The sequence below is a fragment of the Ramlibacter sp. G4-7 genome (assembly GCF_057784995.1).
On record NZ_JBYNTT010000010.1, the window covers coordinates 95,252 to 121,777 of the forward strand.

Consider the following 26,526-nt stretch of genomic DNA (forward strand, 5'->3'; position numbering starts at 1 on the left):
TCCGGCGCGGTCGCGCAAGCAGGATGGACGGTGCTGCCCACGGCCTGGCCGTGAATTGCGTCGCGGGTGCGCCTGCCAATTTTTGCGACGACCCTCGCGGGCTGTTGGTGCCATGCATCGCCGACACCATCTGTAGCAGGGCGCGCGGGGCTGGCCCCCTAGCATCGCGTGCAAAGGATGGAGGACGCCATGTCGGGAATGGCCGTGCGTTGGGGAGCCGTGATGTTCGCGCTGGCGGGGCTGCAGGCCCCCGTGCAGGCGCAGGACACGGCCGTCTACAAGTGCTACTCGAAGCGCGGGGTGGTGTATTCGCAGCTGCCCTGCGGCAAGCCGATCGACCAGCCCAAGCCGCGCGTGAACGTGCGCTACGAGACGCCGTCGCAGGACCGCGCCAAGGCGGCGCGCCGGGCGCCGCTGACGGCGGAGGCTCGCCAGGAATGCAGCGCGCTCGACACGCGCATGCGCGAGCAGGAAGCCGAAGTGAAGGCCAAGGGCGACGCCGCCGTGATCCAGGACGAGATGCCGCTGGTGCGTTCCAAGAAGCGCTATCGCGAGCTCAAGTGCTAGGCGGGAAAGCGCGGCGCTGAAGCCCGGCAACCCCGGGCGGGGAAGGGCCGGAGGCCGGTGTTAAGCTGCCCTTTTTCCCTCACCGCCTGAGACACCATGCCCGGACTGCTGCCCAACGTCGATCCCGAAGGCCTGCTCGAGTTTTCCGTGGTCTACACGGACCGTGCGCTGAACCACATGTCGCGCAGCTTCCAGGGCGTGATGAAGGACATCTCCGCGATCCTGAAGGACGTGTACAAGGCGCACAGCACGGCGCTGGTCCCGGGCAGCGGCACCTTCGGCATGGAGTCCGTCGCGCGCCAGTTCGCCACCGGCAAGAACGTGATGGTGCTGCGCAATGGCTGGTTCAGCTACCGGTGGACCCAGATCTTCGAGATGGGGAACATCCCCGCCTCGGCCACCGTGCTGAAGGCGCGCAAGCAGGGGAGCGGTCCGACCGCGGCGTGGGCCCCGGCACCGGTCGCCGAAGTGGTCGCCGCCATCCGCAAGGAAAAGCCCGCGGTCCTCTTCGCTCCCCATGTCGAGACCGCGAGCGGCATGATCCTGCCGGACGACTACATGCGTGCGGTCGCCGATGCGCTGCATGAAGTCGGCGGCCTGTTCGTCCTCGACTGCATCGCCTCCGGCGCCATGTGGGTGGACATGAAGGCGGTCGGCATCGACGTGCTGATCTCCGCGCCGCAAAAGGGCTGGAGCAGCTCGCCGTGCTGCGCCATGGTGTGCCTCAGCGAGCGCGCGCGCCAGGCCATCGACGGCACGACCAGCACGAGCTTCGCCATGGACCTGAAGAAGTGGCTGCAGATCATGGAGGCGTACGAAGGCGGGTCCCACATGTACCACGCCACCATGCCCACCGATGCGCTCACGCGCCTGCGCGCCACGATGAAGGAGACGCAGGCCTACGGCTTCGCCAAGGTGAAGGCGGAGCAGGAGGACCTGGGCCGCAAGGTGCGCGCGCTGTTCGAGAGCCGCGGCCTGCCCAGCGTCGCCGCCGAGGGCTTCAAGGCGCCCGGCGTGGTGGTGAGCTACACGAGCGACCCGGAGATCCAGTCCGGCAAGAAATTCCTGGGCGAGGGCCTGCAGACCGCCGCCGGCGTGCCGCTGCAGTGCGACGAAGGCAGCGACTTCAAGACCTTCCGCGTCGGCCTGTTCGGCCTGGACAAGTGGCACAACGTGGACCGCACGGTGAAGTCGCTGCAGGACGCGCTGGACCACATCGGCGTGACGGCGCCGGCGAAGGCCGCCTGAGCGGACTTCAGTCGCGGCGCAGCAGGTGCGCCGCGACGCATCCCAGCGCGAAGCCGCCCACCATCAGCGCCCAGGGGGCCTTGCCGCCGACGCGGCCCGCCTGACGCTCCAGGCGCTGCATGCGCGTGGGCTCCGGCACCTGCGGCTCTTCGCGCAAGGCCGCCAGTGTTTCCTCGGGTGCGGGAGGCGCGAGGCCGTCCACATAGACCTGCCCGTTGTTCGCTTGCATGGTGCATCCTGTGCTTGTTCGTGCATCCAATCTAGCAAGGCGACACGCCAGTGGCGTAGGAGTGCGCCGGACTCGCGGCGGTGAGCACGCTGGCAGGCGCTTCAGGAGCCTGCAGCGCTACTAGGTCCTGAGCTTGCGCCCGACGTGCCCTTCGACGGCATCCACCTTGCTGCGCAGGCGCGGCTCCGTGCCGGCCCGGTAGTCCATCTTCAGGTTCATGGAGATGCGCCGGCAGTCCTGCTGCAGTTCGCGGAAGCACTCGCCTACCACGCCCATGACCTCGTCCCAGTCCCCTTCGAGGATGGTCCCCATGGCCGTCAGCTGGTAGGTGACGCCGCTGCGGTCGATGATGTCCAGGATGCGGGCGACGTGGCGGCTGAGGCTTTCGCCCTCGCCGGAAGGGCTCATCGCGAATTCGAGCAGGACCATGGCACCTCCTGGCGGTAGAGCAGCCATGCTGCCAGAAATCAGAGCGGGTGACTTGCTCGGTCCCCATTTCGCGGCGCCAGCGCCAAAGGTCCGAGTCCGTGGCGATGGCGCAACCCGCGCGACAGCTGCAGTGGACCGCGGAGGAACCTGGCAGCTACGATTCCCCCAAAACAAGGGGGGAAGTTGCCAAGAAGAAGTAAACGTAGTGCCGCAGACGACATCATGGATCTCGTCGCGATGCTTCCGTGGTGGGTCGGTGTCGTACTGGCGATCGTCAGCTACCTGGTATTTCACGCGCTTGCGAACCGACCCGCACCGGCCGTGGATCCGAACCGTATCGGCGCCGCTTTGCCGGCGATGGTGACCACGGCGATCTCCGGACCGTTGCAGCTGATTGCGCCGTTCCTGTGCCTGGCTGGCGCGGTGACCTCGTTCTTGCGCAGGCGGAAGCGGCGGGATCTGCTCGCGAACACGACAGCCTCGAAGAGCGCGGACGCCCTCCAGGACGTGAGCTGGCAGGAATTCGAACAACTCGTGGGTGAAGGATTCCGCCTGCAAGGGTTCGAAGTGCACGAGCAGGGCGGGCCGAAGCCCGATGGCGGCGTGGACCTCGTCCTGCGCCGCGGCGGCGAGACGTTTCTCGTGCAGTGCAAACAATGGCGCGCATTCAAGGTCGGGGTCGAAGTGGTTCGCGAGCTCTATGGCGCCATGGCCGCACGAGGCGCAGCCGGGGGGTTCGTGGTGACCTCCGGGCAGTTCACCAGTGAGGCCACGACGTTCGCGGCGGGGCGGAACGTCCGCCTGGTAGACGGTGGAAAACTTATGGGCTTGTTGCAGCAAGCGAGAGCCTCGCTTGCTGCCGGATCGCGCAAGGACCCAGGGGTAGAACACCGACCGCAGGCAAGCCATGCCGGATCACCGCGTTGCCCTGTCTGCAGTTCACCGATGGTGCGTCGCACGGCCAGGAAAGGTGGTAATGCGGGGTCGCAGTTCTGGGGGTGTTCGACTTACCCCAGTTGTCGAGGAACGCGGTGAGCACAGTCGTCCCCCCGGGTCGGCGATGTGGATTGCCGCCTGTCCTGGAATTGTTCGGCCGACTCTTTCGGCGCACGCAATGACTTCTTGCGAACGGCGGCGGAAATCGCGCGGGAGAATGGCGTATTTCTCGGGCAGCCAAGCATCCGAACATGTCACGTCCCGCCGGCCCTTCTGCTTACCTCGCTTCCGTCAGCACGCTCGCTGGGCTGCTGCAATGGCGCGTGCAGGAGACACCTGAGGCCGAGGCGTATCGACAATTCGACAGCGGGCGCGGCGCGTGGGCCAGCGTGTCCTGGCAGGCTTTCGGCGAGCGCGTGGCGCGGTTCGCGCGTGCGCTCGCGGCGCTCGGCTTGCAACGCGGGGACCGGGTCGCGTTGATGCTGCCCAACACGCTGGATGCGGTGGCCGTCGACCAGGCGGTGCTGGCGCTGGGGTGCGTGCCGGTGCCGATGCACGCGGTCGACAACCCGGCGAGCATCGCCTACATCCTGGGCGACAGCGAGGCGACGCTGCTGGTCGCGGACGCCAGCCAGCAGTGGCAGGCGATCGCGGCGACGGGCGCCGTGCCGGCGACGCTGCGCCACGTGGTGCTGCGGGACTGCGACAAGCCTTTGGAAGGTAGCGGACCCGCCGTGCTTTCCATGGACGCATGGCTGGCGCGCGGCGGCACGGCAGCCATGACGCAGCCAGCAGAAGGCCCTGGCGAGGAAGACCTCGCGGCGCTGGTCTACACCTCGGGCACTACCGGCAAGCCCAAGGGCGTGATGCTCACGCACCGCAACGTGCTGTCCAACGTGAAGTCGATCCAGGAGCGCCTGCGGCCGCGCGGCGACGACCTGTTCCTGTCCTTCCTGCCGCTGTCGCACACCTTCGAGCGCACCTGCGGCTACTACCTGCCGATCGCGTGCGGTGCCTGCGTCGCTTTCGCGCGTTCGGTGCAGCACCTGCCCGAGGACCTGCGCACCGTGCGGCCCACGATCCTGGTGTCGGTGCCGCGCATCTACGAGCGCGTGTACGCCAAGCTGCAGTCCCTGCTGGAGGCGTCGCCGGCGAAGCACCGCCTCTTCGCGTGGGCGCAGGCGGTGGGCTGGCGGCGCTTTTGCCGCGAGCAGAAGCTGCCGGTGGAGCAGCGCGGCTCTCCGGCGCTGGATGCCATCGCCTGGCCGCTGCTGTCGCGGCTGGTCGCACAGCCCTTGCTGGCGCAGTTCGGCGGCCGGCTGCGCGTGGCCGTGAGCGGCGGTGCAGCGCTGTCGCAGCCCGTCGCCCGCACCTTCGTCGGCCTGGGGCTGCCCATCGTGCAAGGCTACGGCATGACCGAGAGCGCGCCCGTCGTGGCGGCCAACACGCCCGAGGACAACGACCCGGCCACCGTCGGCCGCCCCTTGCCTGGCGTCGAAGTGCGCATCGGTGACAACAAGGAACTGCTGGTGCGTGGCCCCAACGTGATGCGCGGCTACTGGAAGCGCCAGGAGGACACCGCGCGCGCCCTGGCGGACGGCTGGCTGCACACGGGTGACCAGGCGGCGATCGAGGACGGCCGCGTCCGCATCCTTGGCCGGGTCAAGGAGATCATCGTCACCTCCACCGGCGAGAAGATCGCGCCCGTGGACCTGGAGATGGCCATCGTGGCCGATCCGCTGTTCGAGCAGGCTTACGCGTTCGGCGACAACCGTCCTTACATCGCCAGCATCGTGGTGCTGGGGCGCGAGCCCTGGGAACGGTTGGCGCATGGGCTCGGGCTGGATGCGGCGAACCCGGAATCGCTGCGCGCGCCGGCGGCCGTGCATGCCGCGCTGGAGCGCATCAAGGACCTGACGAAGTCCTTCCCGTACTACGCACAGCCGCGGGCCGTGGCGCTCACGACGGAGCCCTGGACTGTGGAGAACGGCCTGATCACGCCGACGCTGAAGCTGAAGCGAAACAACCTGGTCGCGCGCTACGGGGACCTGATCGAGCGGCTGTACCGCCGCTGACCGGAATGCATGTCATGCCGGGCGCGACCCGGCCTCCATCCAGCGCCGGCATCGCCGGCGCACCCTGGACCTCAGGGCGCCTTCTTCATCTTCCCCTTCGGCAGGACGGCGGTCGTCGGGGGCATCGGCCGATCCGAAAAGTTTTCCTTCGGCACCGAAGTGTCCTTCTTCGGTTTCTTGGCCAACTTGTTGCTCTTCTGTTCGCCTTTGGGCATGGTTTCCTCCTGTGGATGGGTTGACTTTACTGCGCGGGAGTGTAGCGGTCGATTTGCTTGTTGCGCAGGTGCAGCGGCAGGAGGGGTTTGCGGGCCGCGTGCGCACGGGCGCAGCGCCTCCGTCTCGTTCAGCGCAGCACGGTGCCCTGCGCGACGGCCGTGGTCCCTGCCAGCAGGTGGAAGTCGGTGCCGGGTTTCAGTCGACGCAGGGCGACGGCGGGATGAAGCACTTCGAGCGCCAGCGCCTGCGGCCCCGGTGCGGCGAGCAGTTGCGGCAGCGGCTCCCTGACGCGGGCGGTGAAGCCGCTGCGCCCGACGAGGACGGTGCACTGGCGCTCGTCGGCATCGAGCGCGGCGAGAAGGCCATCGGGCACCTCCATCACCTGCAGGCTCACCTCCAGCTGGGGCGCGAACGTGCTGCCGGCCGCAAAACTTGTCGCGGGTGGCGCGCTGCGCGGGACCTTCTTCAGCAAGTAGGCGATCAGGTTTCCCACGGCCGGCAGCCACAGGACCAGCAGCAATGTGCCGATGTCGCGCAACGTGGAGGGATTGGGCGCGTAAGCCCGCACGAGGCCGCCCAGTGCCGCCAGCACGAGGAGGGCGATCATCGCCAGGCGGCGGCGCGATGGAGTGGCGGTGAGGGCCATGGCGCATTGTGCGCGGCGCGAAACGCTACGTCCGCGGCCTGGCCTTCACGCCGTCCCGTGTCTCAGCGCGCGAAGGTGTCCTTCAGGCCCGTGATCTTGTTGAGGATCGGCGTGGAGGCCCCACTGCTGTGATCTCCTCGGTCGGCCACGAAGTAGCCAAGGCGCTCCAACTGGAACTTCTCATCCGGCTTGGCACTTCGCAGCGCGGGCTCCACGTACGCGGTCACCACCTTCAGCGAATCGGGGTTCAACTCTTCCAGGAAGTCCTTCTCCCCCGCACCCGGCTGCGGCACCGAGAACAGCCGGTCATACAAGCGCACTTGCGCCTTCACGCCGTCGGCCACCCCGACCCAGCTGATGTTGCCCTTCACCTTCACGGCGTCCGCGCCCGGCGTTCCGCTCTTGGTGTCGGGCACCAGCCTGGCCTGGATCTCGGTCAGCGCGCCGGACGCGTCCCTGGTCGCACCGACGCACTCGACCACGTAGCCGTACTTCATCCGCACCTTGTTCCCGGGGAACAGGCGGAAGAAGCCCTTGGGCGGCGTCTCCTCGTAGTCCGAGCGCTCCACCCACAGCTCGCGCCCGAACATGAACTCGCGCCGCCCGCGGTCCGCATCGTGCGGGTGCACCGGGGCGGAACACGGCTCCAGGTGGCCGGCGCCCATCACCTCGTCCCAGTTGGCGATCACCATCTTCACCGGGTCCAGCACCGCCATGGCACGGGCGGCCTTCGGATCCAGGTCGTCGCGCAGCGCGCCTTCCAGGATGCTGTAGTCGATCCACGAATCGGCCTTGCTCACGCCGATGCGCTCGGCGAAGAGCTGCAGCGACTCGGGCGTGTAGCCGCGCCGGCGCAGCCCCACGATCGTCGGCATGCGCGGGTCGTCCCAGCCCGCCACGTGCCCCTGGTCCACCAGTTGCTTGAGCTTGCGCTTGCTGGTGATCACGTACGTGAGGTTCAGCCGCGCGAACTCGTACTGCCGCGGATGCGGCGTGTTGATCAGGCCGCCCTCGGCCAGGCGGTCCAGCAGCCAGTCGTAGAAGGGCCGCTGGTCCTCGAACTCGAGCGTGCAGATGCTGTGGGTGATGTTCTCCAGCGCGTCCTCGATCGGGTGCGCGAAGGTGTACATCGGGTAGATGCACCACTTGTTGCCGGTGTTGTGGTGCTCCGCATGCTTGATGCGGTAGATGGTGGGGTCCCGCAGGTTGATGTTGGGACTGGCCATGTCGATCTTGGCGCGCAGCACGGCGGTGCCGTCCGCGAGCTTGCCGTCGCGCATGTCGCGCAGGCGCTGCAGGTTCTCCTCGATCGAGCGGCTGCGGTAAGGGCTGTCCACGCCGGGTCGGCTGAAGTCGCCGCGGTTGGCGCGCATCTCCTCCGCCGTCTGCTCGTCCACATACGCGTGGCCGGCCTCGACCAGGTACTCGGCGGCGCGGTACATGAAGTCGAAGTAGTCGCTGGCCTGGTAGAGATGCCGGGTGCCGTTCGCGTCCCAGCTGTAGCCCAGCCACTGCACGGCGTCCTTGATGCTGTCGACGTACTCCTGCTCTTCCTTTTCCGGATTCGTGTCGTCGAAGCGCAGGTGGCAGATGCCCTGGTAGTCGCGCGCCAGCCCGAAATTCAGGCAGATGCTCTTGGCGTGGCCGACGTGCAGGTAGCCGTTGGGCTCGGGTGGAAAGCGGGTGCGGATCTTCGCCGGGTCCAGGGGCCCGGCTTTCTGGAAGGCGGCGTCGCCGGGCGCGCCGTTCCAGTGCCGCCCGGCATAGGTCCCCTGGTCCAGGTCGCGCTCGATGACCTGTCTCAGGAAGTTGCTGGCCTTGGCGGCGGGTTCTTTGTCGGTCGGGGAAGCCATATCCGGGCGATTTTCCCATGGCTTGTTGCGGCGTACCGACGCCGGCCTTTGCGTGACCGAATCGGCGTTCGTGTGGGTTGCCGCCCGCGCGGTTTACTTCCGGCAACGGATTTGACGCGGCAGCGTGCAGTATGAAGCTGGCCCGCGCGTTAAATCGAAGTGCAGGGACATGTTCCCTGTGCAGTACAGAACAGGATCCCGGACATGAAACTGAAGTTTTCCCGCCTTCTCGCCATCACCGGTGTGCTGGCCCTGGCCGCCGTCGGCACCGCCGCGCAGGCGCGCAGCAACGTCTTCTGGTCGGTCGGCGTGAATGCCGCTCCCGGCGTGGCCATCGGCGTGGGCAATGCGCCGGTCTACGCCGCCCCGCAGCCCGTCTATGTGGCGCCGCAGCCCGTCTATGTGGCGCCGCAGCCCGTGTACGTGGCCCCCCAGCCCGTCTACTACGCGCCGGCACCGGTGTATTACGCGCCGCCGCCGGTCACCGTGTACTACGGCCCCGGCTACGGGCGCCACCATGGGCACCGCCACGGCCACCACAGGCATTGAACATGGCGTTGGAGTTGTCGCCTTTCACAACTCAGGATCTCCAAGCGTGATTGGCCCCGGCCGCCAAGCCGGGGCCTCTTTTTGCATGGGCCCCTTGGTGCTCGGTGGTCACGCCGTCCCGCGTGTTAATCGTTGCGCCTAGCGGTGATGCTCGTCCTTCTTGGGACTGTCCTGCTCGGGCGTCGGGTAGGGCTGCGGCAACAGGGCCTTGAGCTTGAGCTGGTCGCGCAGGTGCGGCCGCACGCTGTCGGCGCCGTGGCCGCTGTGGCCCATCATCGCCGTGGCGCGCTCGACGAAGCCCCGCTTGCGTCCCGTTCCCGGGCCCTTGCGGCTCGTCGCTGCCGCGCGCCGGCTTTCCGGGTCGCTCGCGTCGTTGGGTCTTCCGTCTTTCATTGGCATCTTTCCTCTGAGTAGAAACAGAGTAAGGCCGGTGCAACGGTTTACATGACGGTCCTCCCCGGCAGCAAGCGTCGGACTTCATCGACCGAGCCGTAGTCTTTGGGACTCAGGGACACGGTCAAGGGCGGACGCGAATGCGAATCCGGAGCGGCCAAAAAAGAACCCCCAGGTTGGAACCTGGGGGTAACAATGCCAGTCGCGGGACGGAGGGCCGGACCAGCTCACCCCGGAGGAGGAGGGGACTCAGAGGAGTCGGGGTGACCGGGGACGAAAGACGAGTTCTGCTAGTCGGTAGGTACGCGTCTTTCGTGCAATTCGATGGCTTGTAGTAGAAGCGCCAGGGGCGGGTGGCCCTGTAGGACGTCGCCCACTGGCCCTGACAGAAAATGCCCTTGTTTGGACACGCGGCGCCACCCCGGCCGGCCAGCGTGCTACCTCAGCGGCAGCGGCGTTGCGCCGCGTCACATCGCCTTGAACAGGTGCGCATACAAGCGGCTCACCGGCAGGCGTTCCTTGAGGTTGCGCAAGGCCAGGTGCAGCTTGCCGGCCTCGTCGCGGTGCACGCTTTCGACTGCGGTCGCCCGCACGACGGTGCCGCGATGGATCTGCCAGAACAGCTGCGGGTCCAGTTGCGGCAGCAGGTCCTTCAAGGGCGTGCGGATCAGGACCTCGCCGTCGCCGCACACCACCCGCACGTACTTGTCGGCGGCCTCGAAGTACAGGACGTCTTCCACCGGCACCATGCGGATGCTGTTGCCCACGCTGGCCTGGATCACCTTCAGCGGCGCTTGCGCCGGTGCCGCCGCGCCCTGCAGCAGGTGGCGCAACTGGCCCAGCGTCGCCTCGATGTCGGTGCCGCGCGTGCTGCGCTGCGCCAGCACCTGCTTCAACTTCTCCACCGTCTTGTGCAGCCGCGCGGCCTGCACCGGCTTGAGCACGTAGTCGACCGCCTGCGCCTCGAAGGCCTGCACGGCGTACTGGTCGTACGCGGTGACGAACACCAGCGCCGGGAAGGGCGCATCCGCGGGCCAGTCCTCGGCGAGTTCCGCCGCCGCTTCCATTCCGCCCTGGCCCGGCATGCGGATGTCGAACAGGAGCACGTCGGGACGGTGCTCCAGCGCCGCGCGCACGGCCGATGCGCCGTCGCCCACCGTCGCGACGATGCGCAACTGCGGCCACGCCCTGGCCAGTTCGGCCTGCAGCGCCTGCGCGAGCAGCGGTTCGTCTTCGGCGATGAGGGCCGTGGGGCTCATGCGATCGGCAAGGTGATGCGGGCGTGGGCGCCGTCGGCGTCGCTGCGGAAGTCGATCGCCGCCTGGCCCGCGTGCAGGGCGGCGAGCCGCTCGCGCACCTGGGACAGGCCGAAGCCGCTGCCGCTGGACGGGCCGCTTGCATCCCCGACCCCGGTGTCGTCCACGGTCAGCACGAGCTGCGCGTCTTCACGCGCGGCCCGCACGGTGATGCGCCCGCCTTGCACCTTGGGCTCCAGCCCGTGCTGGATGCTGTTTTCCACCAGCGGCTGCAGCAGCAGCGCGGGCACGCGCACCGACGCCAGCGCCGGCGGCAGCTCCAGCGTGTACGACAGCCGCGGCCCCATGCGGATGGCCATCAGCTCCAGGTAGTCGCGCAGGCGATCGAACTCCGCCTGCAGGGGATGGGTCGTGCTGCGCGAGGCGTCCAGCGTGGCGCGCAGGTACGCGATCATGTGGTCCAGCATGTGCTGCGCGCGCTGCGGGTCCACGCCGATCAGGGCACGCAGGTTGGCCAGCGTGTTGAACAGCATGTGCGGCTCGAGCTGCGTCTCCAGCACCTTCAGCCGCGCCTCGTTCGCATGCCTCTGCGCCTCGCCCATCTTGCGCAACAGGTAGGCGCTCTTGTTGCGGCTGTAGAACCAGTAGCTGCCCACGATGCCGGACAGCAGCGTGATCATCACGCCGCTGCGCAGGTGGGCTTCGGTGTCCTGCCGGTGCCCGGGCGGAAACAGGCCGAAATTGCGGCAGATCGCATCGCCGATGGCGTTGCCGACCACGAAGCCGGCGACGATGCCCAGCGCGACCAGCGCGATGCCGGCAAAGCCCGGGGGCCATCCCGTTTCGCGGGCGGAGGGTACCAGGTGCCGGCCGAGGTCGACGATGGCCCAGATCGTGGTGCCGATCAGGATGGAGTAGACGACCGAGGCGCCATACAGCGCGCGCGGGTCGAACGCCTGCTCGATCGTCGCGACCATCAGGCAGAAGGCCAGCGTCTGCAGGAAGTGCTGCAGCTTGTCGATGGCCTCCGCGCGGATCACTGGTGGCCCTGCTCGCGCTGCAGCCGTTCGCGCTCGCGCGCGACCAGCCGCTCGCGGAAGGAGCTGCCCTTGCCCAGCAAGAACACCGACACCCCGTGCAAGGCCAGCCCCACGCCCCAGCCCACCGCCGGGAACACCGTCCATGGCCGATCGCCCACGCCGTAGCGGGACATCGCGAAGAGCGCGAGGTTCACCAGCACGTACACGCAGGCGTGCGTGTACCAACCCAGCTTCGCACCGGCGCGGCGGCGCGCCAGGTGTTCGATCTCTTCGGGGTTGAGCGGAGCGGGCATCGCGAAGATTCTAGGGGAGCAGCTGGCGACGGAAGAAGTCGGTGATGCGCGCGTGCGCCTGCGGCACGAGGGCGCGGTCGAACCCGGGCGGGTCGCGCAACAGCATGTCCACGGGCGGCCGCAGGTTCACGGGTTGCGGCGAAAGCAGCGAGCCGTGGCCGGCGGTCGGCAGGTCGGCCACCATCACGCAGCTGCCGCACGCGGCGCGGATGGGGTCCAGGTGGTGGGCCGGCGGCAGCCACGCGTCGCGCCCGGCCCGCACCAGGCCCAGGGGCACGCGCGGCGCAGCCAGGCTGGCCGGATCGAAGTCCACGGCGAAGGGCACTTCCGCCACGATGGCGGCGATGCGCGGGTCGATGTGGCCGTACCAGCCATCGTCGGTCAGCAGCCGCGGGAGGGCGAGCCGGACCAGGCCCTTCTTGGGCGCGTCCAGCCAGTCGCCTTTGAGCTGCAGCATGGGGCCGACGCAGGTGTGGAAGTCCTCCTCCAGGTGTGCCTCGCAGTGGCGGCGCAGGGCGCCGGGCGACCAGCGGCCGCCGGCGAGCGTCAGGGCCGTGTGGCCGCCTGCGGACATGCCGAACATGCCCACGCGGTCCAGGGAGAGAAGGGGGGCAAAGCGCGGGTCGGCCGCGACCGCGTCGATGGCGTGCGCCACTTCCAGCGGGCGCAGCTTCCAGCTCCTGGGGCCGATCTCGGAGGTGTCGAGGTAGTTGTCGCCGCGGTGCAGCGGCGTGGCGACGATGAAACCGGCTTCGACCAGCGCGGTGGCGAGGTCGGTGTAGGGCCAGGGGTTGCCGCCGGATCCGTGCGAGAGCACCAGCAGCCGGCCGTTGCCTCGCACCGGAGCCGCCTGCCAGGCCAGCATGAGGCGGAAGGGCCCGCGCTGCACGGGGGCGGCAGCGGCCGCCGTCGGATAGAAGACCGTCACCGGCAGGTCGTCGCCGCGCGCGGGCAGCTCGAGGGCGCCGACCGCCGCCTGGCTCGCCCCCCAGGCCAGGAGCGCGACCAGCGCGATGGCGCTGCGGATCGCCCGCTGCATCACCACGGCTCCCGCGTCGTCTCGAGCTTGCGCCGCTCGCTGTCCACCAGGCGCTGCTGCAGCCCGCCGCCGCCCGTGGCGAGGAAGACGACGATGCCGTGGATCGCCAGCCCCAGCCCCCAGCCGAGGGCGGGATAGATCGCCCAGTGGCGGCCGCTCAGGAGCGACAGCACCGCGAGCAGTGCGTTGACCGCGACGTAGACCCCGGCGTGGATGAACCAGCCCATCTTCATGCCGGCCCGGCGCCTGGCCTGGTGCTCGATCGTGTCGTGCTGTTGCATGGTGCTCTCCTCGGTGTGGACGGATGATGCTTCAGGCCAGGGTGGGGACGGCGGCCGGCCGCAGTGCCAGGCGCCAGAGCTGCACGCCGCGGCCCAGGAACATGCCGCTGAAAGCGCCGTAGAGCGTGGCGACCGGCAACACGAAACTCGCGTCGCGCAGCAGGTCCGGGTGGATCGCCAGCCGCACGGAAACGATGTAGCGCGCCAGGAACACGCCCACGAACAGCACCAGGGGCACGCCGCTGCCGCGCAGGTGGTAGATCCGGGCGGCGGCTTCGTAGCGTGCACTCGTTTCGGCCAGGGCGAACAAGGCCGTGGTGGCGGCGGCGGCGAGCAGCCACAGCCACATCGCTTCCAGCACCAGCGGCGAGCGGCCGAAGGCGGAGGTGGCGGACCACAGGGACAGGCCGACCATCGCCACGGGCACGACGGAGACGCGCACCAGGCCCTGGCTGCGGTCGCGCATCTGGGTGGCGCCGAGCGTGACCAGGCCGGCCAGCAGCAACCACACCCAGCCGGGCGTGGCGCGCAGGATGGGGCCGAGGGCGCCGACCTGGCCCCAGACCAGCTGGCCCAGGTAGCGCTGCGGCAGGAGCGTGAACAAGCCGGCCACCACGCAGGCGGCGACGTACACCCGCCGCATGATGGTGGCATGGCCCTTGATGTCGCCGTGCGCCAGCTTCCAGAACGCGCCGAACAGGGACACCAGGGTCACCGGGACCAGCAGGTGGATCGGTGTGTAGCCGCCGATGTTGGGCAGGCTGGTGTCGCGGATGAACAGCGCGGAGATCGCCGTGGCCAGCATGAAGCTCACCCAGGCGTAGCCGAAGGCGCGGTGCAGCCGGGGGCGTTGCCGCACGCCCTGGCGGGCCCACAGGGCGACCGGTCCGGTGGCGACCGCGGCCAGGGCGGCGCTCATGTGGACAGCGATGAGGGGGGACATTTGCATGGCAGGGCTCCTCTTGGGTGGAGCGGACTGTGCTCCCCGGGGCGGGGAGCGGCCATGCGGATGCGACGAAGCGCTGGGCGAACGGCGCGAAATGCGGCCGGGGCGGAGTGAACCGCGCCCGGCCGGTGGGGGTTCGAGGGCCCGTTCAGGCCCGCAAGGGAGGCGTCAGGCCCAGATGCGGCGGTGCTTTTCCGCCAGTTCCTGCTGCCGCAGCATGATCTTGGGCACGTCGGGGTGCATCGGGGAGATTTCGTTCATCGCCCAGCGGTAGAAGGCCTGGGCGCACACCACGTGGAGCAGTTGAAGGATTTTCATGGGCTCCATGGTGTGCGCGGCCGACGGTTACGATCTGTAGGTTCCGTGCGCGAGCGATGCTGGCCGAATCCGACATGGCGTGTCGGACGACTTCCTGCTGAGCCAGCCCCGGGCCGGGCGCCGAACAGGTCGACCGCATAATCCGCGCTTTGCATCCGGGAGCTTGCGTGGACGTCGTATTGCTGGTGAAGGCCGCCGTCATGGGCATCGTGGAAGGGCTGACGGAGTTCCTTCCGATCTCCAGCACGGGTCACCTCATCCTGGCAGGCGCCTTGCTGGGCTTCGATGACGAGAAGGCCAAGGTGTTCGACATCGCGATCCAGACCGGCGCGATCCTGGCGGTGATCCTGGTGTACTGGCAGAAGATCCGCAGCACCATCGTCGCGCTGCCGAGCGAGCGCGAGGCGCAACGCTTCGCGCTGAACGTGCTGGTGGCGTTCATCCCGGCCGTGGTGCTCGGGCTGCTGCTGGGCAAGGCGATCAAGGAACACCTGTTCACGCCGGCGGTGGTCGCCACCACCTTCATCCTGGGGGGCTTCGTGATCCTGTGGGCGGAGGGCCGCCGTCACCCGGCGGTGCGCATCCAGGCGGTGGAGGAGATGCGCTGGACCGACGCGCTGAAGCTCGGGTTGGTGCAGTGCCTGGCGCTCGTGCCGGGCACCAGCCGCAGCGGCGCCACCATCATCGGCGGCATGCTGCTCGGGCTGTCACGCAAGGCGGCCACCGATTTCTCGTTCTACCTGGCCATCCCCACGCTGATCGGCGCCGGGGCGTACAGCCTCTACAAGGAGCGCGGCCAGCTGGGCGCGGACGACGTGCCGATGTTCGCGGTCGGGCTGCTGTTCTCGTTCGTGAGTGCCTGGCTGTGCGTGCGCTGGCTGCTGCGCTACATCTCCACCCACGACTTCAAGCCCTTTGCCTGGTACCGGATCGCCTTCGGCATCGTCGTGCTGGCTACTTCCTGGTTCGGCTGGGTCCAGTGGACGGCTTGAGCAACGCCCGGCTTGGCCGGTAAGGCCTCCAGCTGCCCTCGGGCTGCACCAGCCGGTCGGCGACGATGCGCATGACGTCGGGGTGCGTGGGCATGCCCAGGTGGCTGGCGTCCACGGCGACGTTTTCGACTTGCACGCCCTTGGCTTCCAGGCAGCCGCGCCAGGACACCATGCCGTCCGACTTGCTGTAGATCGAGGTGGTCGGCACCGGCGGGCGCTCGACGAAACGTGCTTCGAGCTCCGGCGTCAGTTGCGAGGTGTCGCCGCCCAGCATCTTGAGAATCGTCCCGGCATGGTTGGCGCCGCCCACGGAGCGGTGCGGGGTGGCCAGCGTGATCACCTGGCGGACGGAGTCCGGGCAGAGCTTGGCGATCTCGCGGGCGTAGATGCCGCCCAGGCTCCAGCCGACCAGGCTGACGCGGCGTTCGTAGCGCTCGTGCAGGGCGCGCACCCGCTCCACGAGGCCGGGCAGCCATGCGTCCAGGTGCCCGTCGGGGCCCCTGTTGACGCCGAGCTCCCAGTCGTGGACGCTGAAGTTGCAGCTTTGCAGGTGACTGCGCAGCTGCGCGGTCGTGAGGGAACCGGCACCGAGGCCGGGGTAGACGATGACGGGGTGGCCGTCGCCTTCCACCAGCTTGAGCGTACCGACCTTGGCCGAACAGAAATCGAGGAGGGCGCGCAGTGGCTCAGCGGCCAGCAGTGCGAGGGACGGAGCCTGGAAGCCCAGGGCTTGCGGAGAAGTCATGCCTGCATGTTGGGCCACGCGCGGTCACACTTTGTGGTCCTTGTGACGACAGCCGCGTAGGACGCGCGCTTTACATGCCCAGCAAGGCGGCTTCGATCGCCGCGGCGGTCGCCAGCGGCTTCTCCATCGGGAAGAGGTGGCTGCCGTCCAGCATGGCCATGCGCCCTTCGGTGACCTTCCTGGTCATGGCCAGGCCCACCTGCCCGACTTCCTCGGACTGCAGCCCGCCGATGAAGGCCGCGGGGCAGCGCAAGGCATGGCGCTTGAGCAGGCCGTCCATGTTGTCCGGCAGCGTGTTGTAGATGCGCGTTTCGATGTCGCGGTCGAAGGCCAGCACGCACTCGCCGTCCTCGTCGCGCATGCCGTGCGCGATGTAGTCGGCGAGCACCTGCGGGTCCCAGCGCGCGAACGCCTTCTTGTGCCGGAAGTGTTCCAGCGCCGCCTCGCGGGAGGGCCAGCGGTTCTTGCGCTTGCGGCTCACGGCGCCGGGCGAGATCGACCCGACCAGCTGCGTGCGCTTGGCGGCGCGCACCGCGTGCGACTTCCAGCCTCCCAGCAGGGGCGAGTCCAGCAGCAGCACGCCGCGCGCGAGCTGCGGATGCCGGGCCGCGCACATGATGCTGACGAAGCCGCCCAGCGAATGGCCCACGAGGAAGGCCGGCTCGCCCGCCTTGTCCACCTCGCGCGCGGCGAAGTCGTGCAGCTGCTGCACCAGGCCGGGCCAGTTGTTGCTGACCGGGTAGGCCGGGTCGTGGCCGAACTTGTCCAGGGCCTTGACGGCAAAGCCGCGCGAACGCAGGTGCTTGAACAGCAGCGCGTAGGTGCCGGCGGCAAAGCTGTTGGCGTGGGAAAAGACGATCAGGGGCATGGAGCGCACAGGCACACGCAGGTCATGGCGGGCTGGCCCCGGCATCCATGCGGCGGTGCTTCAGGCGCCCCATGGATTGCGGGTCCGGCCCGCGGTGACGCGCGTTCAAATCAGCTTTTCTTCCGGCCGCGTGATCTTCTTCAGCGGCTTGCTGCGCCCGCCGGCCGTGGTGCGCAGCGGGATCTCGGTGTGCGACTGGTCCCAGACGGGGTCGTCCAGGCTGTCGAACACCTCGCGCAGCTTCTGCCCCCAGCCGCTGTGCAGCATGCGGAAGTAGGGGTTCTGCATGTCGATGCAGACGATCTTGTCGGTCTCGAAACGGTTGGCCTCGTAGACCACCAGGTCCAGCGGCGGGCCCACCGAGAGGTTGGACTTCATCGTGGAGTCCATGGACACCAGCGCGCACTTGGCGGCCTCGTCCAGGTCGGTCTCGGGGGTCAGTACGCGGTCCAGCACCGGTTTGCCGTACTTGTACTCGCCCACCTGGAAGTAGGGCGTCTCCGCGGTCGCTTCGATGAAGTTGCCGGCGGAGTAGACCTGGAACAGGCGCATGCCTTCGCCGCGGATCTGGCCGCCGAAGATGAGGTTGACGTTGAACTCCACGCCGGACTGCTTGAGCGACTTGGCGTCGCGCTCGTACACGTGGCGCACCGCCTGGCCCAGCACGCGGCAGGCGTCGAACATGCTCGTGGCGTTCCAGATCGTGACGGATTCGGAGGTGTCCGTCTCCTTCAGTTGCTCGACCTGCAGGATCTCGCGCACCGACTGCGAGATGCTCAGGTTGCCCGCGGACAGCAGCACCATGAAGCGGTCGCCCGGCTTCTCGTACACGATCATCTTGCGGAAGGTGCTGATGTTGTCCACGCCCGCATTGGTGCGCGAGTCGGACAGGAACACCAGTCCCGCATTGAGCTTGATGCCGACGCAGTAGGTCATGGTTGTATGAGTTTTTTCAACGAGTACAGGACGTCCAGCGCGTCGCGCGGCGTCAGGGCGTCCGGGTCCAGGGCGGCGAGGGTGGCTTCGACCCGGGAAGGAGCCGACGCTTCGGCGGCCGGTGGTGGCGCGAACAAGTCTACCTGCTCGCGGCTGTCCTCCTGGTGCTTCTCCAGCGCCGCCAGGGCGTGGCGGGCGTGGTTCACCACGCCGGTGGGCATGCCGGCGAGCTTGGCGACCTGGATGCCGTAGCTGCGGCTGGCGGGCCCGGGCTGGATCTCGTGCAGGAACACGATGTCGGTGCCCGACTCGGTCGCTCCCACGTGGACGTTCACCGCGCAGTGGTGCCTGACCGGAAACTCCGTCAGCTCGAAGTAGTGCGTGGCGAACAGCGTGAAGGCCTGCGTCTTGTCGTGCAGGTGCGCGGCGATGCCCGAGGCGAGCGCCAGGCCGTCGAAGGTGGAGGTGCCGCGGCCGATCTCGTCCATCAGCACCAGGCTCTGCGCGGTGGCGCCATGCAGGATCTGCGCGGCCTCGGTCATCTCCAGCATGAAGGTCGACTGCGCGTTGGCCAGGTCGTCGGCCGCGCCGATGCGGGTGTGGATCGCATCGAGGGGGCCGAGCCGGCAGGCCTGCGCCGGCACGTACGAGCCCATGGCCGCCAGCAGGCACACCAGCGCCACCTGGCGCATGTAGGTCGACTTGCCGCCCATGTTCGGGCCGGTGATGACCTGCATGCGCTGCTTGGGGCCCAGCCGCGTGTCGTTCGGGATGAAGGCGCCACCGGTGATTTCGGCCAGCCGCGCTTCCACGACCGGGTGCCGGCCCTTGGTGATCTCGATGCCGGGTTCCTTCATGAACTGCGGGCGGCACCAGTTCAGGGTCAGCGAGCGCTCGGACAGGGCGCACAGCGCGTCCAGCGTGGCGATCGCCCGGGCCAGGCGCGCGAGGCAGGGCACGTGCTCCTGCAGCGCGTCGAGCAGCTGCTCGTACAGCCACTTCTCGCGCGCCAGCCCGCGCTCCTGCGCCGACAAGGCCTTGTCCTCGAAGGCCTTGAGCTCCGGCGTGATGAAGCGCTCGGCGTTCTTGAGCGTCTGGCGCCGGCGGTAGTCCGCGGGGACCTTCTCCAGCTGGCCTTGCGTGACCTCGATGTAGAAGCCGTGCACCTTGTTGTACTGCACGCGCAGGTTGGCAATGCCGCTGCGGGCACGCTCGCGCGTTTCCAGTTCCAGCAGGAAGCCGTCGCAGTTGTCCTGGATCGCGCGCAGTTCGTCCAGATCGGCGTCGTGGCCCGTCGCGATGACCCCGCCGTCGCGCACCAGTGCCGCCGGCTCCTCGCGCAAGGTGGCGGCAAGGCGCTCGGCGCAGCCCGAAGGCGGCTGCAGGTCGTGCGCCACGTTGGACAGCAGGCCCGGCAGGCCTTGCACCTGCCTGGCCAGCTGCTCCGCCTTGGCCAGCGCCCAGCGCAGGCCCACCAGCTCGCGCGGCCGCACCTGGCGCAGCGCGATGCGCGCGGTGATGCGCTCGACGTCGCTCACGCCCTTGAGGTCCGTGCGCAGCCGCTGCCACAGCTGCTCGCGCAGGCCCGAGATCGCATCCAGGCGCTGCTGCGCCACGGCGCGGTCGCGCATCGGTTCGAGCAGCCAGGACTTGAGCATGCGGCTGCCCATGCCGGTCATGCAGGTGTCCAGCAGCGAGAACACGGTGGGGCTGTCCTCGCCGCGCAGGGTCTGCACCAGCTCCAGGTTGCGGCGCGTGGCCGGCGGCAGCTCGATGCGTTCGCCGGCGCGCACGACCTGCAGTTGTTGGACGTGCGATAGGGCACGGCCCTGCGTGTGTTCGGCGTAGGCGAGCAGCGCCGCGGCCGCCGCATGCGCGCAAGGAAGGTCCTCGGCGCCCCAGGCGGACAGGCTGGCGGCCTGGAGCTGTTCGAGCAGCTTGCGCTGGCCGAGTCCCGCGTCGAACTGGAAGGCCGGTCGCTGGGCGATCGGAACGGCGCGGAAGGCCTGCAGCCGCTGCGCGAACGCGGGGCTGGCGTCGGCGCTGTGCAGGATCTCGCTGGGCAGCACGCGCGCGATCCAGTCCTGCAGCTCGTCGGCGTCGCATTCGGCCAGCTGCAGCGCGCCCTGCGTGACGCTGAGCCAGGCGAGGCCCACCTTGTGCCTGGGCCCCTGGTGCAGGGCCAGCAGCACCGCTTCGGTCTTGTCGTTCAGGAGTTCGCTGTCGGTGAGCGTGCCGGGCGTGACCACGCGGATCACCCTGCGTTCCACCGGGCCCTTGTTCGCACCCACTTCGCCGACCTGTTCGCAGATCGCCACCGATTCCCCGCACTTGATCAGGCGCGCGAGGTAACCCTCCACCGAGTGGAAAGGCACGCCTGCCATCACGACCGGCTCGCCGGCGGACATGCCGCGGCGGGTGAGGGTGATGTCCAGCAGGCGCGCGGCCTTCTCGGCGTCCTCGAAGAACAGCTCGTAGAAGTCACCCATGCGGTAGAAGACCAGCGTGGACGGGTAGTCCTGCTTGATGCCCAGGTACTGGGCCATCATTGGAGTATGTGCGGCCAAGTTACCCGAGACGCTGGGCTTCCGAGTTTTTTCGTGTTGCATCAATGACTTCGCACGCAGTGCTCGGTAGGGCTGGTTGGAGCATCTTGGCTCCTGCCGATGTATCCGCGTGCGACTTTTCTGGGTTCCGAACGCAATTATCGGTCCAGATGAGCGACTTGCAGGGCGACGTGGCGCACCGCATCTGCACGGCGCGAATCGCAGCCTTCGGTTTCGTGTCCAGAGCGGGTAACGTGTCAGCTCTCAGCCGATCCGCCGCAGAACCGCGCCTCGATGCAGGGCGATGTGATCGGTCTTGTCGCTCCTGATTTCGTACTGCGGATCATTCGGGCTACAGCGATGGGTGTGCCCCTTGTAGTCGACGTCGCGCGTGTGGACTTTCACGACACGGCCTCTCACTTGGCCCGCCTCGGAGTTCCAGCCTACATGGTCACCCACCTTGAACTCATGGGCCATGCGTAACTCCAGGTACCCACCACACTGCCGCGAACAGCCGCGGCTCAGATAGGCACGCGATAACCATAGAACTCATGATCCTCGTTGTAGCCGCCCTGGCCAGCCCCAAGGTCGCTGAAATCGGCGACGAATTCGATGGCGGCGATCCACTTCACCATCTTGAAGCCGAGTTCATTCTCGCAGCGAAGGCGTAGCGGCGCCCCGTGCAGAACGCTAACGGGTGCCCCGTTCATCTCGTACGCGAGGATCGTCAACGCATGCTGCATGTTGGACGTGCTCTGGACGTCGTAGTAGCGTCCGCCGCTTGCACCGTCAGCGAGTGAATAGAACACCGCATAGCGTGCGTGTGGCGCGGGCTTGACCATGTCCATGATGTGGCGCATGGACACACCGCCCCACTTCGCGACGCCCGACCAGCCTTGGATGCAGAAATGGGTCGTTATTTGTTCCTGTCGGGGCATTTCCTTCAAATCCGCAAGGGAAAACTCTGTCGGGTGCGCCACCAACCCGCCCACGCGTAGACGATAGTCAGCGAAGTTGTGCTCGAGTAGCGTCTCGTACTCCCGCGATTGAGGCATCGTGCCATTCGGCCAGAAGTGGGGCGAGATGTCCTTTTCGGTCAACTGGCTGGTCGGATCCCAGGATTGGGTCACCGCTCCGAAGGGCCGCGCCAGGAACGAGCCAATCTGTTGCACCCGGCGCGCGTGGCGCAACGTCGCCGGTGAGGCCAGCGCCCAGCAACAGGCCACTAGCAGCATGGCGGGAATGAAGACCAGGAAACCGCGCCAGGATGTATCGTGCACGCCACCGAACATCATGTTCAGGTTCGCCCGTGCGCCCGTGATGAACACCAAGGTGACGTGCGCAAGGATGAACATCAGGAACCAGCACAGTGCCATGAAATGGATGGAGCGCGCCCGTTGCCTGTTCAACACCCGTCCGAGCCACCCCAGCTTGTTCGAAATCGCGGGGCTCTGCATAAGGCCGGTCAGGATGGAGGTCGGTGCTGCAACGAACACGGTCGCGAAATAGGCCAGTTGCTGCAGGCTGTTGTAACGGGTCCAGCTTTCATCGGCGGGAAAGTTCAGCGACAGGTATTGCATCGCGGTGGATGCTGCGTTTGGAAAGACCTCCCATGTGGCCGGCACCAGCCGCATCCACTGATCCGTGGCAAACAGCAGCACATAGAAGACGAGGCCATTGACCATCCAGAGCAACGTGGTTGAAAAGTGCCACCATCGTGCGAGGCCGATGGAGTGCCGGATGCCGGGTATTCCCAGCCACCCCGGCAAGGTCACGGAATCATCCTTGGCGGTCCAGATCCTGCCCGCAGGGACGGGCTTCTGGAAACGGAACCACTCCGTTCCTGGCGTGCAGTCGCGCTTCCTGTACAGCCGCGGATGGTCAGCGAGGATCTGGATCCCCGCACGAATGATGAACACCATGAAGAAAATGTTCAGGAAGTGCATCAGCCTGAGCCATGCCGGGAATCCGGTGGTGACCGCCGCTGCGGATGGCGGCGCACCCGGGTACCGGGCGACAAACGCCTGCACACCAGGAAGCTCGCGCAGTGTCTGGGCGACGGCAACGGCCAGCACGAGGAACGCGAAGGCGAGTGGCAGCAGCCACAGCACGTTGATCCAGCGCCGGCCGATGCGGACTCGGGGGACCACGCCGCCCTGCGGCGGCAACCACTCGTTCAGTCGAACGCGGTCATCCGCCGCAGTAAGGCTCGTTGCCAACGTATCGTGGGAGGGCGGCGTCTCGCGACGGTCCGAGGGATTCGGAGCCAAGAATGGATGTTCATCCATCGCCGGCACGAGGCAAGTCCTTCGCCAGTTGGCCGCGCTCGAGCAAGTGGATCATCTGGGCCGCCGCACGGACGGTCAGGTGATGCTGCCTCGATTGCGGCCTCGGCGAAATGTTGGCGGCGATCGCGCGCACGAGATCGGTCGTATCCGTCGGGGCGGTGGCCAGCAGCGCGGTGACCAGGTTTTCCAGTGCAATGACCCGCAGCTGCAGCTGGACCAACTCGGCATTCTTCAAATCCACCCGCAAATCGTCTGGAGGCGGGGCCCCGAGCTCGGTTCCGACAATGGCTTCAGGTCCTGCCGTTTCCGCGCCGCCTTCGTTCTCCCATCGTCCAACGGCCCTTCGAAGCGTCGCAGCGTCCTTCTTCGCGACCGACGTGTTGGTGGTTTTCCTCGACATGGGACTCACTTTCTGGAACTTCGTATTGCGGATCCAGCAGCGGTTGCTAGCGGGGCACTTTCGGAGAATGCACATCCAGCCCGCCGCGCGGCACAGGAAGGCCGGCCATCTTCATGCGGATCTCTTCGATGGCGTGGGACGGTTCCAACCCCTTGGGACAGACTTCCGAGCAGTTCATGATCGTGCGGCACCGGAACAGTCGATACGCATCATTCAGGTTGTCCAGCCGTTGGCGAGTTGCGCGGTCACGACTGTCGACAATGAAGCGATACGCCTGCAACAAACCGGCGGGCCCCACGAATTTGTCGGGGTTCCACCAATACGACGGACATTGGCTGCTGCAGCAACCGCAAAGAATGCATTCGTACGCGCCGTTGAGCGCTTCACGTTGCTCCGGGGACTGAAGTCTTTCCTTCGGGGGCGGCGCCTCCAGATTCTCCAGGCACGGATTGACCGAGTGGTACTGCTTGAAGAAGTTCGTCATGTCGACGATCAGGTCCCGGATGATCGGAAAACCGGGCAAGGGGCGCAGTACGACGGGTTGCTTCAAGCCGCGCACGGGGGTGATGCAGGCCAGCCCGTTTCGGCCGTTGATGTTCATCGCGTCGGACCCGCAAACCCCTTCCCGACACGACCTCCGCAGCGACAAGGTCGGGTCTTGCTGTTTGAGGCGCAGGATGACGTCCAGCAGCATGTGGTCGCGAGGATCTGGCTCGATCTCGTAATCCTGAAGATAGGGCGCGGAGTCCACGTCCGGGTTGTAGCGCGAGATGGAAAGCTTCATGTTGCGACTCGTATGCAGCCTCAGGGTGATGGCCCGAACAGGACGATCAATGTCCATGTCGCGAGACTCACGAGCGCAGCCGCAAGCAACAAGAGCAAGCCCTGTTGCAGCCAGGAGGGCTTCGCATAATCCAACAGCACGTCGCGCAGCCCGACCCACATGTGACAGAACAGTGCGAGAAAGAAGAGGGCCGCACCGCTGCTCACGCCAGCGCCGTGAACCCACCCGGACCACGCCGCGAAGGTCATGCGAGGGTGAACGGCAAGAGACACGATCGCGAACGACACGAAGGCCAGCATGTACACGGCGCTACCGCGCTGAACGGTCCAGGCGGCGAGACCCGTGAATCGCGACTTCACCACAGCAACCACATGGCGACAGCGGCACAGGCTAGCGCGCCATAGTTGACCAACTGCGCGGTTCCCCGGGCTACGCTCAGTGGCGAGCCAATACCAACGTCAGTGAGCATGTGCCGAATTCCGGCTAGCAGATGATGGGCCAGGGCCCATGCCAGCAGAATCGCCGCGAGCTTTGCCGGTACGAGGCGAACCAACGCCTGCGCGTGCGAGAAGCCTGCTTCGCTGCGCAATGACAGAGCGAGAACGTACAGGACGGCTGGCACACCGGTGGCCAGCACGAGACCGGAGATGCGATGCCCAATGGACGTGAGTGCGCCCACCGGCATCTTGATCTGGGTGAGGTTGAGGAAAACGGGGCGCGGAGCAGGGGCCATGCAGCCGCACCATACCGCGCTCGCGCTCAGCAATGCGGTGGCTGGGGACGTGGACGCCCGGCTGCGCCAACTCGACCCTCTTCGAATCCTGAATCGCCGCGGGTTTTCAGGAGACTCAACACTCCGAGAGGATTGAGCCATGAACAAGACCAACATGCTTTCACCTGAGGTCCGCGAGCGGGCCGTGATGGGTGCGTTGCCAAACGCAGTGCTCGGCCCTGTTGGGGTTCGCTCGCGTGGCGCATCCCAAGCTGGAAGGCCAGTTCAGTAGAGTGCCGCTACAAGATTGTCCCCGCGCCTGAAGAGGCTGTCTAAGGTCTTGGGTGGGTCCGCATCGTGTGCCCTGAAGGGCTGCGTCCCGCGGGGGCTACCTGGGGACTGCCGCGCCGACTACCGTCCGTTCTGTCACCTAGAACAATTCGCCCCGTGGTACTGCGCCATCATGGGGGTGTGGGCGCTGAGGTCGGGGGCGGCGGGGGCGGGGTTCTGCGACACCCGGCGATTATCCGGTGCCGCGGCGGCACGCCCGCGAAGCCGCAGCCGGCGGGCCGGCAACGATGCTTATGTCACGCACCCGCCGAAAAAAAGCCCCCGCGGTGTGCGGGGGCGAGGAGAACCGGAAATCCCCATCTCGATGCGTGGCTGCTTGCCGCGGCCACGAAACCATCTTACGGATTCCGACAAATGCACCCAGGGGGTTTGTCCGAAGCGCCGGGCGGGAACTATCCGCCGTGGACGAGGTGACCATGCCCAGCTGGCGCGGTCCAGCTGGGGAGACAGGCGCCGCAACACGGCGACGGCGCCTGCGTCCCCCGCGGTGAGCGCCCCCGCCCGCTGCCCAGGCGGGCCGCCCTCAGGCGGAGGCGGTGGCGCGGGCCTCGCTGCCGTCGTGCACGCGCAGCACGGGCAGCGCCTGCGGGTACTCGCGCGCCAGGAAGGCGAGCAGCGCCTCGCGCATCTTGCAGCGCAGGTCGAAGGCCTTGCCGGAGTTGCCGGCCGAAACCAGCACGCGGACCTCGATGGTGCGCTCCTTCGCATCGGTGACCTGGACCGCGAACACGCGGCCGTCCCATTCCGGGAAGGTCTTGACCAGCCGCTCGGCCTCGGCGCGCAGGGGCGCGATCGGCGTTGCATGGTCCACGTAGAGGAACACGGTGCCCAGGATGTTCGCGCCGGTGCGCGTCCAGTTCTGGAACGGGTTCTCGATGAACCACTGCAGCGGGATGATCATCCGCCGCTCGTCCCAGATCTTCAGCACCACGTAGGTGCCGGTGATCTCCTCCACCTTGCCCCATTCGCCCTCGACGATCAGCACGTCGTCGATGCGGATCGGCTGCGCCAGCGCCAGCTGCACGCCCGCGATCAGGTTGGCGAACACCGGCTTGGCCGCCAGGCCGCCGACGATGCCCAGCACGCCCGCGGAGGCCAGCAGGCTGGCACCGAGCTGGCGCGCCCCGGGGAAGGTCATGAGCGCCGTGGCGATGCCGGCGATCAGGATGACGACCGTCGCGCTGCGCGAGAGCACGCGGGTCTGCGTGGCGATGCGGCGGGCGTGGAGGTTGTCCTCCACGGTCATCGGGTTGTTCTCGATCACGCCGTCGGCCAGGCCCGTGAGCGCGGCGACCACCAGCCAGGTGACCGCGCCGATCAGCAGCAGCGCGGTCACGTGGCGCACCGTCATGATGTGCAGCAGCGTGTCGGGGGCCGTGCCCCAGACCACCTGCAGCGCGAACAGGGGCAGGGTGAAGGCGGCGGCGCGCTCCGTGTGGTCCAGCGTCCGCTGCAGGATCAGCGAGTGCCGCGTGACCCGGCGCAGGACGGCACGCCCCACGATGTGCGCGACGCTCGCGCCCAGCGCCGCCACCAGCGCGGTGATCAGCGTGACGATCCAGGTCGGGTCTTCGATGGGTCCCAGCATCC

Annotated in this window: 31 protein-coding genes and 1 pseudogene; 7 read left to right on the forward strand and 25 right to left on the reverse strand. The window is 67.7% G+C overall.

What is annotated here, in order from left to right; genetic code table 11:
- Window positions 1–189: 189 nt before the first annotated feature.
- Complete coding sequence (locus AC3EGR_RS15275; RefSeq protein WP_488547353.1) at window positions 190–567, forward strand: hypothetical protein; 378 nt, start codon at window positions 190–192, stop codon at window positions 565–567.
- Window positions 568–663: 96 nt separating this feature from the next.
- Window positions 664–1,815: an aminotransferase class V-fold PLP-dependent enzyme gene (locus tag AC3EGR_RS15280; RefSeq protein ID WP_488547354.1), complete on the forward strand. Its 1,152-nt coding sequence runs from the start codon at window positions 664–666 to the stop codon at window positions 1,813–1,815.
- A gap of 7 nt (window positions 1,816–1,822) precedes the next feature.
- On the opposite strand, the gene AC3EGR_RS15285 is transcribed toward AC3EGR_RS15280, so the two are convergent.
- Together AC3EGR_RS15285 and AC3EGR_RS15290 are read right to left on the reverse strand one after the other, a co-directional pair.
- A complete protein-coding gene (locus tag AC3EGR_RS15285) occupies window positions 1,823–2,044 on the reverse strand; it encodes a hypothetical protein (protein ID WP_488547355.1) in 222 nt (73 codons plus the stop codon).
- Window positions 2,045–2,164: 120 nt separating this feature from the next.
- The gene (locus tag AC3EGR_RS15290; protein ID WP_488547356.1) at window positions 2,165–2,473 is read right to left on the reverse strand and encodes an MTH1187 family thiamine-binding protein; all 309 of its coding nucleotides are present in this window, start codon (window positions 2,471–2,473) and stop codon (window positions 2,165–2,167) included.
- A gap of 183 nt (window positions 2,474–2,656) precedes the next feature.
- On the opposite strand from AC3EGR_RS15290, the gene AC3EGR_RS15295 reads away from it, so the two are divergent.
- Window positions 2,657–3,508, forward strand: a complete 852-nt coding sequence (locus tag AC3EGR_RS15295) for a restriction endonuclease (RefSeq protein WP_488547357.1) — start codon at window positions 2,657–2,659, stop codon at window positions 3,506–3,508.
- 152 nt (window positions 3,509–3,660) lie between these two features.
- Window positions 3,661–5,484: an AMP-dependent synthetase/ligase gene (locus tag AC3EGR_RS15300; protein ID WP_488547358.1), complete on the forward strand. Its 1,824-nt coding sequence runs from the start codon at window positions 3,661–3,663 to the stop codon at window positions 5,482–5,484.
- Window positions 5,485–5,555: 71 nt separating this feature from the next.
- On the opposite strand, the gene AC3EGR_RS15305 is transcribed toward AC3EGR_RS15300, so the two are convergent.
- The 3 genes from AC3EGR_RS15305 to AC3EGR_RS15315 form a co-directional block, all read right to left on the reverse strand.
- Entirely contained in the window at window positions 5,556–5,699 is a 144-nt protein-coding gene (locus AC3EGR_RS15305; RefSeq protein WP_488547359.1) for a hypothetical protein, read from the reverse strand.
- Window positions 5,700–5,827: 128 nt separating this feature from the next.
- Window positions 5,828–6,346, reverse strand: coding sequence for a hypothetical protein (locus AC3EGR_RS15310; RefSeq protein ID WP_488547360.1), 519 nt, complete (start codon window positions 6,344–6,346; stop codon window positions 5,828–5,830).
- Between the two features lie 62 nt (window positions 6,347–6,408).
- Window positions 6,409–8,199, reverse strand: coding sequence for a glutamine--tRNA ligase/YqeY domain fusion protein (locus AC3EGR_RS15315; protein WP_488547361.1), 1,791 nt, complete (start codon window positions 8,197–8,199; stop codon window positions 6,409–6,411).
- Window positions 8,200–8,403: 204 nt separating this feature from the next.
- Between AC3EGR_RS15315 and AC3EGR_RS15320 the strand changes: the two genes are divergently transcribed.
- Complete coding sequence (locus AC3EGR_RS15320; protein ID WP_488547362.1) at window positions 8,404–8,748, forward strand: hypothetical protein; 345 nt, start codon at window positions 8,404–8,406, stop codon at window positions 8,746–8,748.
- Window positions 8,749–8,886: 138 nt separating this feature from the next.
- Here the strand turns inward: AC3EGR_RS15320 and AC3EGR_RS15325 are convergent, their stop codons facing one another.
- From AC3EGR_RS15325 to AC3EGR_RS15365, 9 genes and pseudogenes are all read right to left on the reverse strand, one after another.
- Window positions 8,887–9,141 carry a hypothetical protein gene (locus AC3EGR_RS15325; protein WP_488547363.1) on the reverse strand — a complete coding sequence of 85 codons (255 nt, stop codon included), beginning with the start codon at window positions 9,139–9,141 and terminating at the stop codon, window positions 8,887–8,889.
- A gap of 467 nt (window positions 9,142–9,608) precedes the next feature.
- Complete coding sequence (locus AC3EGR_RS15330) at window positions 9,609–10,400, reverse strand: LytR/AlgR family response regulator transcription factor (RefSeq protein WP_488547364.1); 792 nt, start codon at window positions 10,398–10,400, stop codon at window positions 9,609–9,611.
- Entirely contained in the window at window positions 10,397–11,434 is a 1,038-nt protein-coding gene (locus AC3EGR_RS15335; RefSeq protein ID WP_488547487.1) for a sensor histidine kinase, read from the reverse strand. Before AC3EGR_RS15335 ends, AC3EGR_RS15330 begins: the two co-directional genes overlap by 4 nt.
- Window positions 11,434–11,730 carry a 2TM domain-containing protein gene (locus tag AC3EGR_RS15340; protein WP_488547365.1) on the reverse strand — a complete coding sequence of 99 codons (297 nt, stop codon included), beginning with the start codon at window positions 11,728–11,730 and terminating at the stop codon, window positions 11,434–11,436. The genes AC3EGR_RS15335 and AC3EGR_RS15340 overlap by 1 nt, the downstream gene beginning before the upstream one ends.
- A 10-nt stretch (window positions 11,731–11,740) precedes the next feature.
- Window positions 11,741–12,769 (reverse strand): alpha/beta hydrolase family protein, encoded by a 1,029-nt coding sequence (locus AC3EGR_RS15345; RefSeq protein ID WP_488547366.1) that lies wholly within the window; start codon window positions 12,767–12,769, stop codon window positions 11,741–11,743.
- Window positions 12,769–13,050, reverse strand: coding sequence for a 2TM domain-containing protein (locus tag AC3EGR_RS15350; protein WP_488547367.1), 282 nt, complete (start codon window positions 13,048–13,050; stop codon window positions 12,769–12,771). The genes AC3EGR_RS15345 and AC3EGR_RS15350 overlap by 1 nt, the downstream gene beginning before the upstream one ends.
- A gap of 31 nt (window positions 13,051–13,081) precedes the next feature.
- The gene (locus AC3EGR_RS15355; protein WP_488547488.1) at window positions 13,082–13,618 is read right to left on the reverse strand and encodes a DUF6622 family protein; all 537 of its coding nucleotides are present in this window, start codon (window positions 13,616–13,618) and stop codon (window positions 13,082–13,084) included.
- A pseudogene (locus AC3EGR_RS15360) lies at window positions 13,598–13,999 on the reverse strand (DUF2306 domain-containing protein); the annotation flags it as partial. The pseudogene AC3EGR_RS15360 and the gene AC3EGR_RS15355, both read right to left, overlap by 21 nt.
- Window positions 14,000–14,164: 165 nt before the next feature.
- Window positions 14,165–14,314, reverse strand: a complete 150-nt coding sequence (locus tag AC3EGR_RS15365) for a hypothetical protein (protein WP_488547368.1) — start codon at window positions 14,312–14,314, stop codon at window positions 14,165–14,167.
- Between the two features lie 167 nt (window positions 14,315–14,481).
- On the opposite strand from AC3EGR_RS15365, the gene AC3EGR_RS15370 reads away from it, so the two are divergent.
- The gene (locus AC3EGR_RS15370) at window positions 14,482–15,306 is read left to right on the forward strand and encodes an undecaprenyl-diphosphate phosphatase (RefSeq protein ID WP_488547369.1); all 825 of its coding nucleotides are present in this window, start codon (window positions 14,482–14,484) and stop codon (window positions 15,304–15,306) included.
- Here the strand turns inward: AC3EGR_RS15370 and AC3EGR_RS15375 are convergent.
- The 10 genes from AC3EGR_RS15375 to sdhC form a co-directional block, all read right to left on the reverse strand.
- Window positions 15,269–16,051 carry an esterase/lipase family protein gene (locus tag AC3EGR_RS15375; protein ID WP_488547370.1) on the reverse strand — a complete coding sequence of 261 codons (783 nt, stop codon included), beginning with the start codon at window positions 16,049–16,051 and terminating at the stop codon, window positions 15,269–15,271. The genes AC3EGR_RS15370 and AC3EGR_RS15375 overlap by 38 nt on opposite strands.
- Before the next feature lie 70 nt (window positions 16,052–16,121).
- Window positions 16,122–16,919: an alpha/beta hydrolase gene (locus tag AC3EGR_RS15380; protein WP_488547371.1), complete on the reverse strand. Its 798-nt coding sequence runs from the start codon at window positions 16,917–16,919 to the stop codon at window positions 16,122–16,124.
- 105 nt (window positions 16,920–17,024) lie between these two features.
- Window positions 17,025–17,855, reverse strand: coding sequence for a proteasome-type protease (locus tag AC3EGR_RS15385; RefSeq protein ID WP_488547372.1), 831 nt, complete (start codon window positions 17,853–17,855; stop codon window positions 17,025–17,027).
- Window positions 17,852–20,464, reverse strand: a complete 2,613-nt coding sequence (mutS, locus tag AC3EGR_RS15390; protein ID WP_488547373.1) for a DNA mismatch repair protein MutS — start codon at window positions 20,462–20,464, stop codon at window positions 17,852–17,854. Before mutS ends, AC3EGR_RS15385 begins: the two co-directional genes overlap by 4 nt.
- A gap of 201 nt (window positions 20,465–20,665) precedes the next feature.
- Window positions 20,666–20,878 carry a hypervirulence associated TUDOR domain-containing protein gene (locus AC3EGR_RS15395; RefSeq protein WP_488547374.1) on the reverse strand — a complete coding sequence of 71 codons (213 nt, stop codon included), beginning with the start codon at window positions 20,876–20,878 and terminating at the stop codon, window positions 20,666–20,668.
- 44 nt (window positions 20,879–20,922) lie between these two features.
- The gene (locus tag AC3EGR_RS15400; protein WP_488547489.1) at window positions 20,923–22,689 is read right to left on the reverse strand and encodes a molybdopterin-dependent oxidoreductase; all 1,767 of its coding nucleotides are present in this window, start codon (window positions 22,687–22,689) and stop codon (window positions 20,923–20,925) included.
- A complete protein-coding gene (locus AC3EGR_RS15405; protein WP_488547375.1) occupies window positions 22,682–23,089 on the reverse strand; it encodes a hypothetical protein in 408 nt (135 codons plus the stop codon). Before AC3EGR_RS15405 ends, AC3EGR_RS15400 begins: the two co-directional genes overlap by 8 nt.
- Before the next feature lie 46 nt (window positions 23,090–23,135).
- Window positions 23,136–23,873, reverse strand: a complete 738-nt coding sequence (locus AC3EGR_RS15410) for a succinate dehydrogenase iron-sulfur subunit (protein WP_488547376.1) — start codon at window positions 23,871–23,873, stop codon at window positions 23,136–23,138.
- 20 nt (window positions 23,874–23,893) lie between these two features.
- Entirely contained in the window at window positions 23,894–24,232 is a 339-nt protein-coding gene (gene sdhD / locus AC3EGR_RS15415; RefSeq protein WP_488547377.1) for a succinate dehydrogenase, hydrophobic membrane anchor protein, read from the reverse strand.
- On the reverse strand, window positions 24,229–24,606 hold the full coding sequence (sdhC, locus tag AC3EGR_RS15420) for a succinate dehydrogenase, cytochrome b556 subunit (RefSeq protein WP_488547378.1): 378 nt from the start codon (window positions 24,604–24,606) through the stop codon (window positions 24,229–24,231). The genes sdhD and sdhC overlap by 4 nt, the downstream gene beginning before the upstream one ends.
- 139 nt (window positions 24,607–24,745) lie before the next feature.
- Between sdhC and AC3EGR_RS15425 the strand changes: the two genes are divergently transcribed.
- Window positions 24,746–24,877: a hypothetical protein gene (locus AC3EGR_RS15425; protein WP_488547379.1), complete on the forward strand. Its 132-nt coding sequence runs from the start codon at window positions 24,746–24,748 to the stop codon at window positions 24,875–24,877.
- Between the two features lie 582 nt (window positions 24,878–25,459).
- On the opposite strand, the gene AC3EGR_RS15430 is transcribed toward AC3EGR_RS15425, so the two are convergent.
- Window positions 25,460–26,524 carry a mechanosensitive ion channel family protein gene (locus AC3EGR_RS15430; RefSeq protein ID WP_488547380.1) on the reverse strand — a complete coding sequence of 355 codons (1,065 nt, stop codon included), beginning with the start codon at window positions 26,522–26,524 and terminating at the stop codon, window positions 25,460–25,462.
- Between the last annotated feature and the right edge of the window lie 2 nt (window positions 26,525–26,526).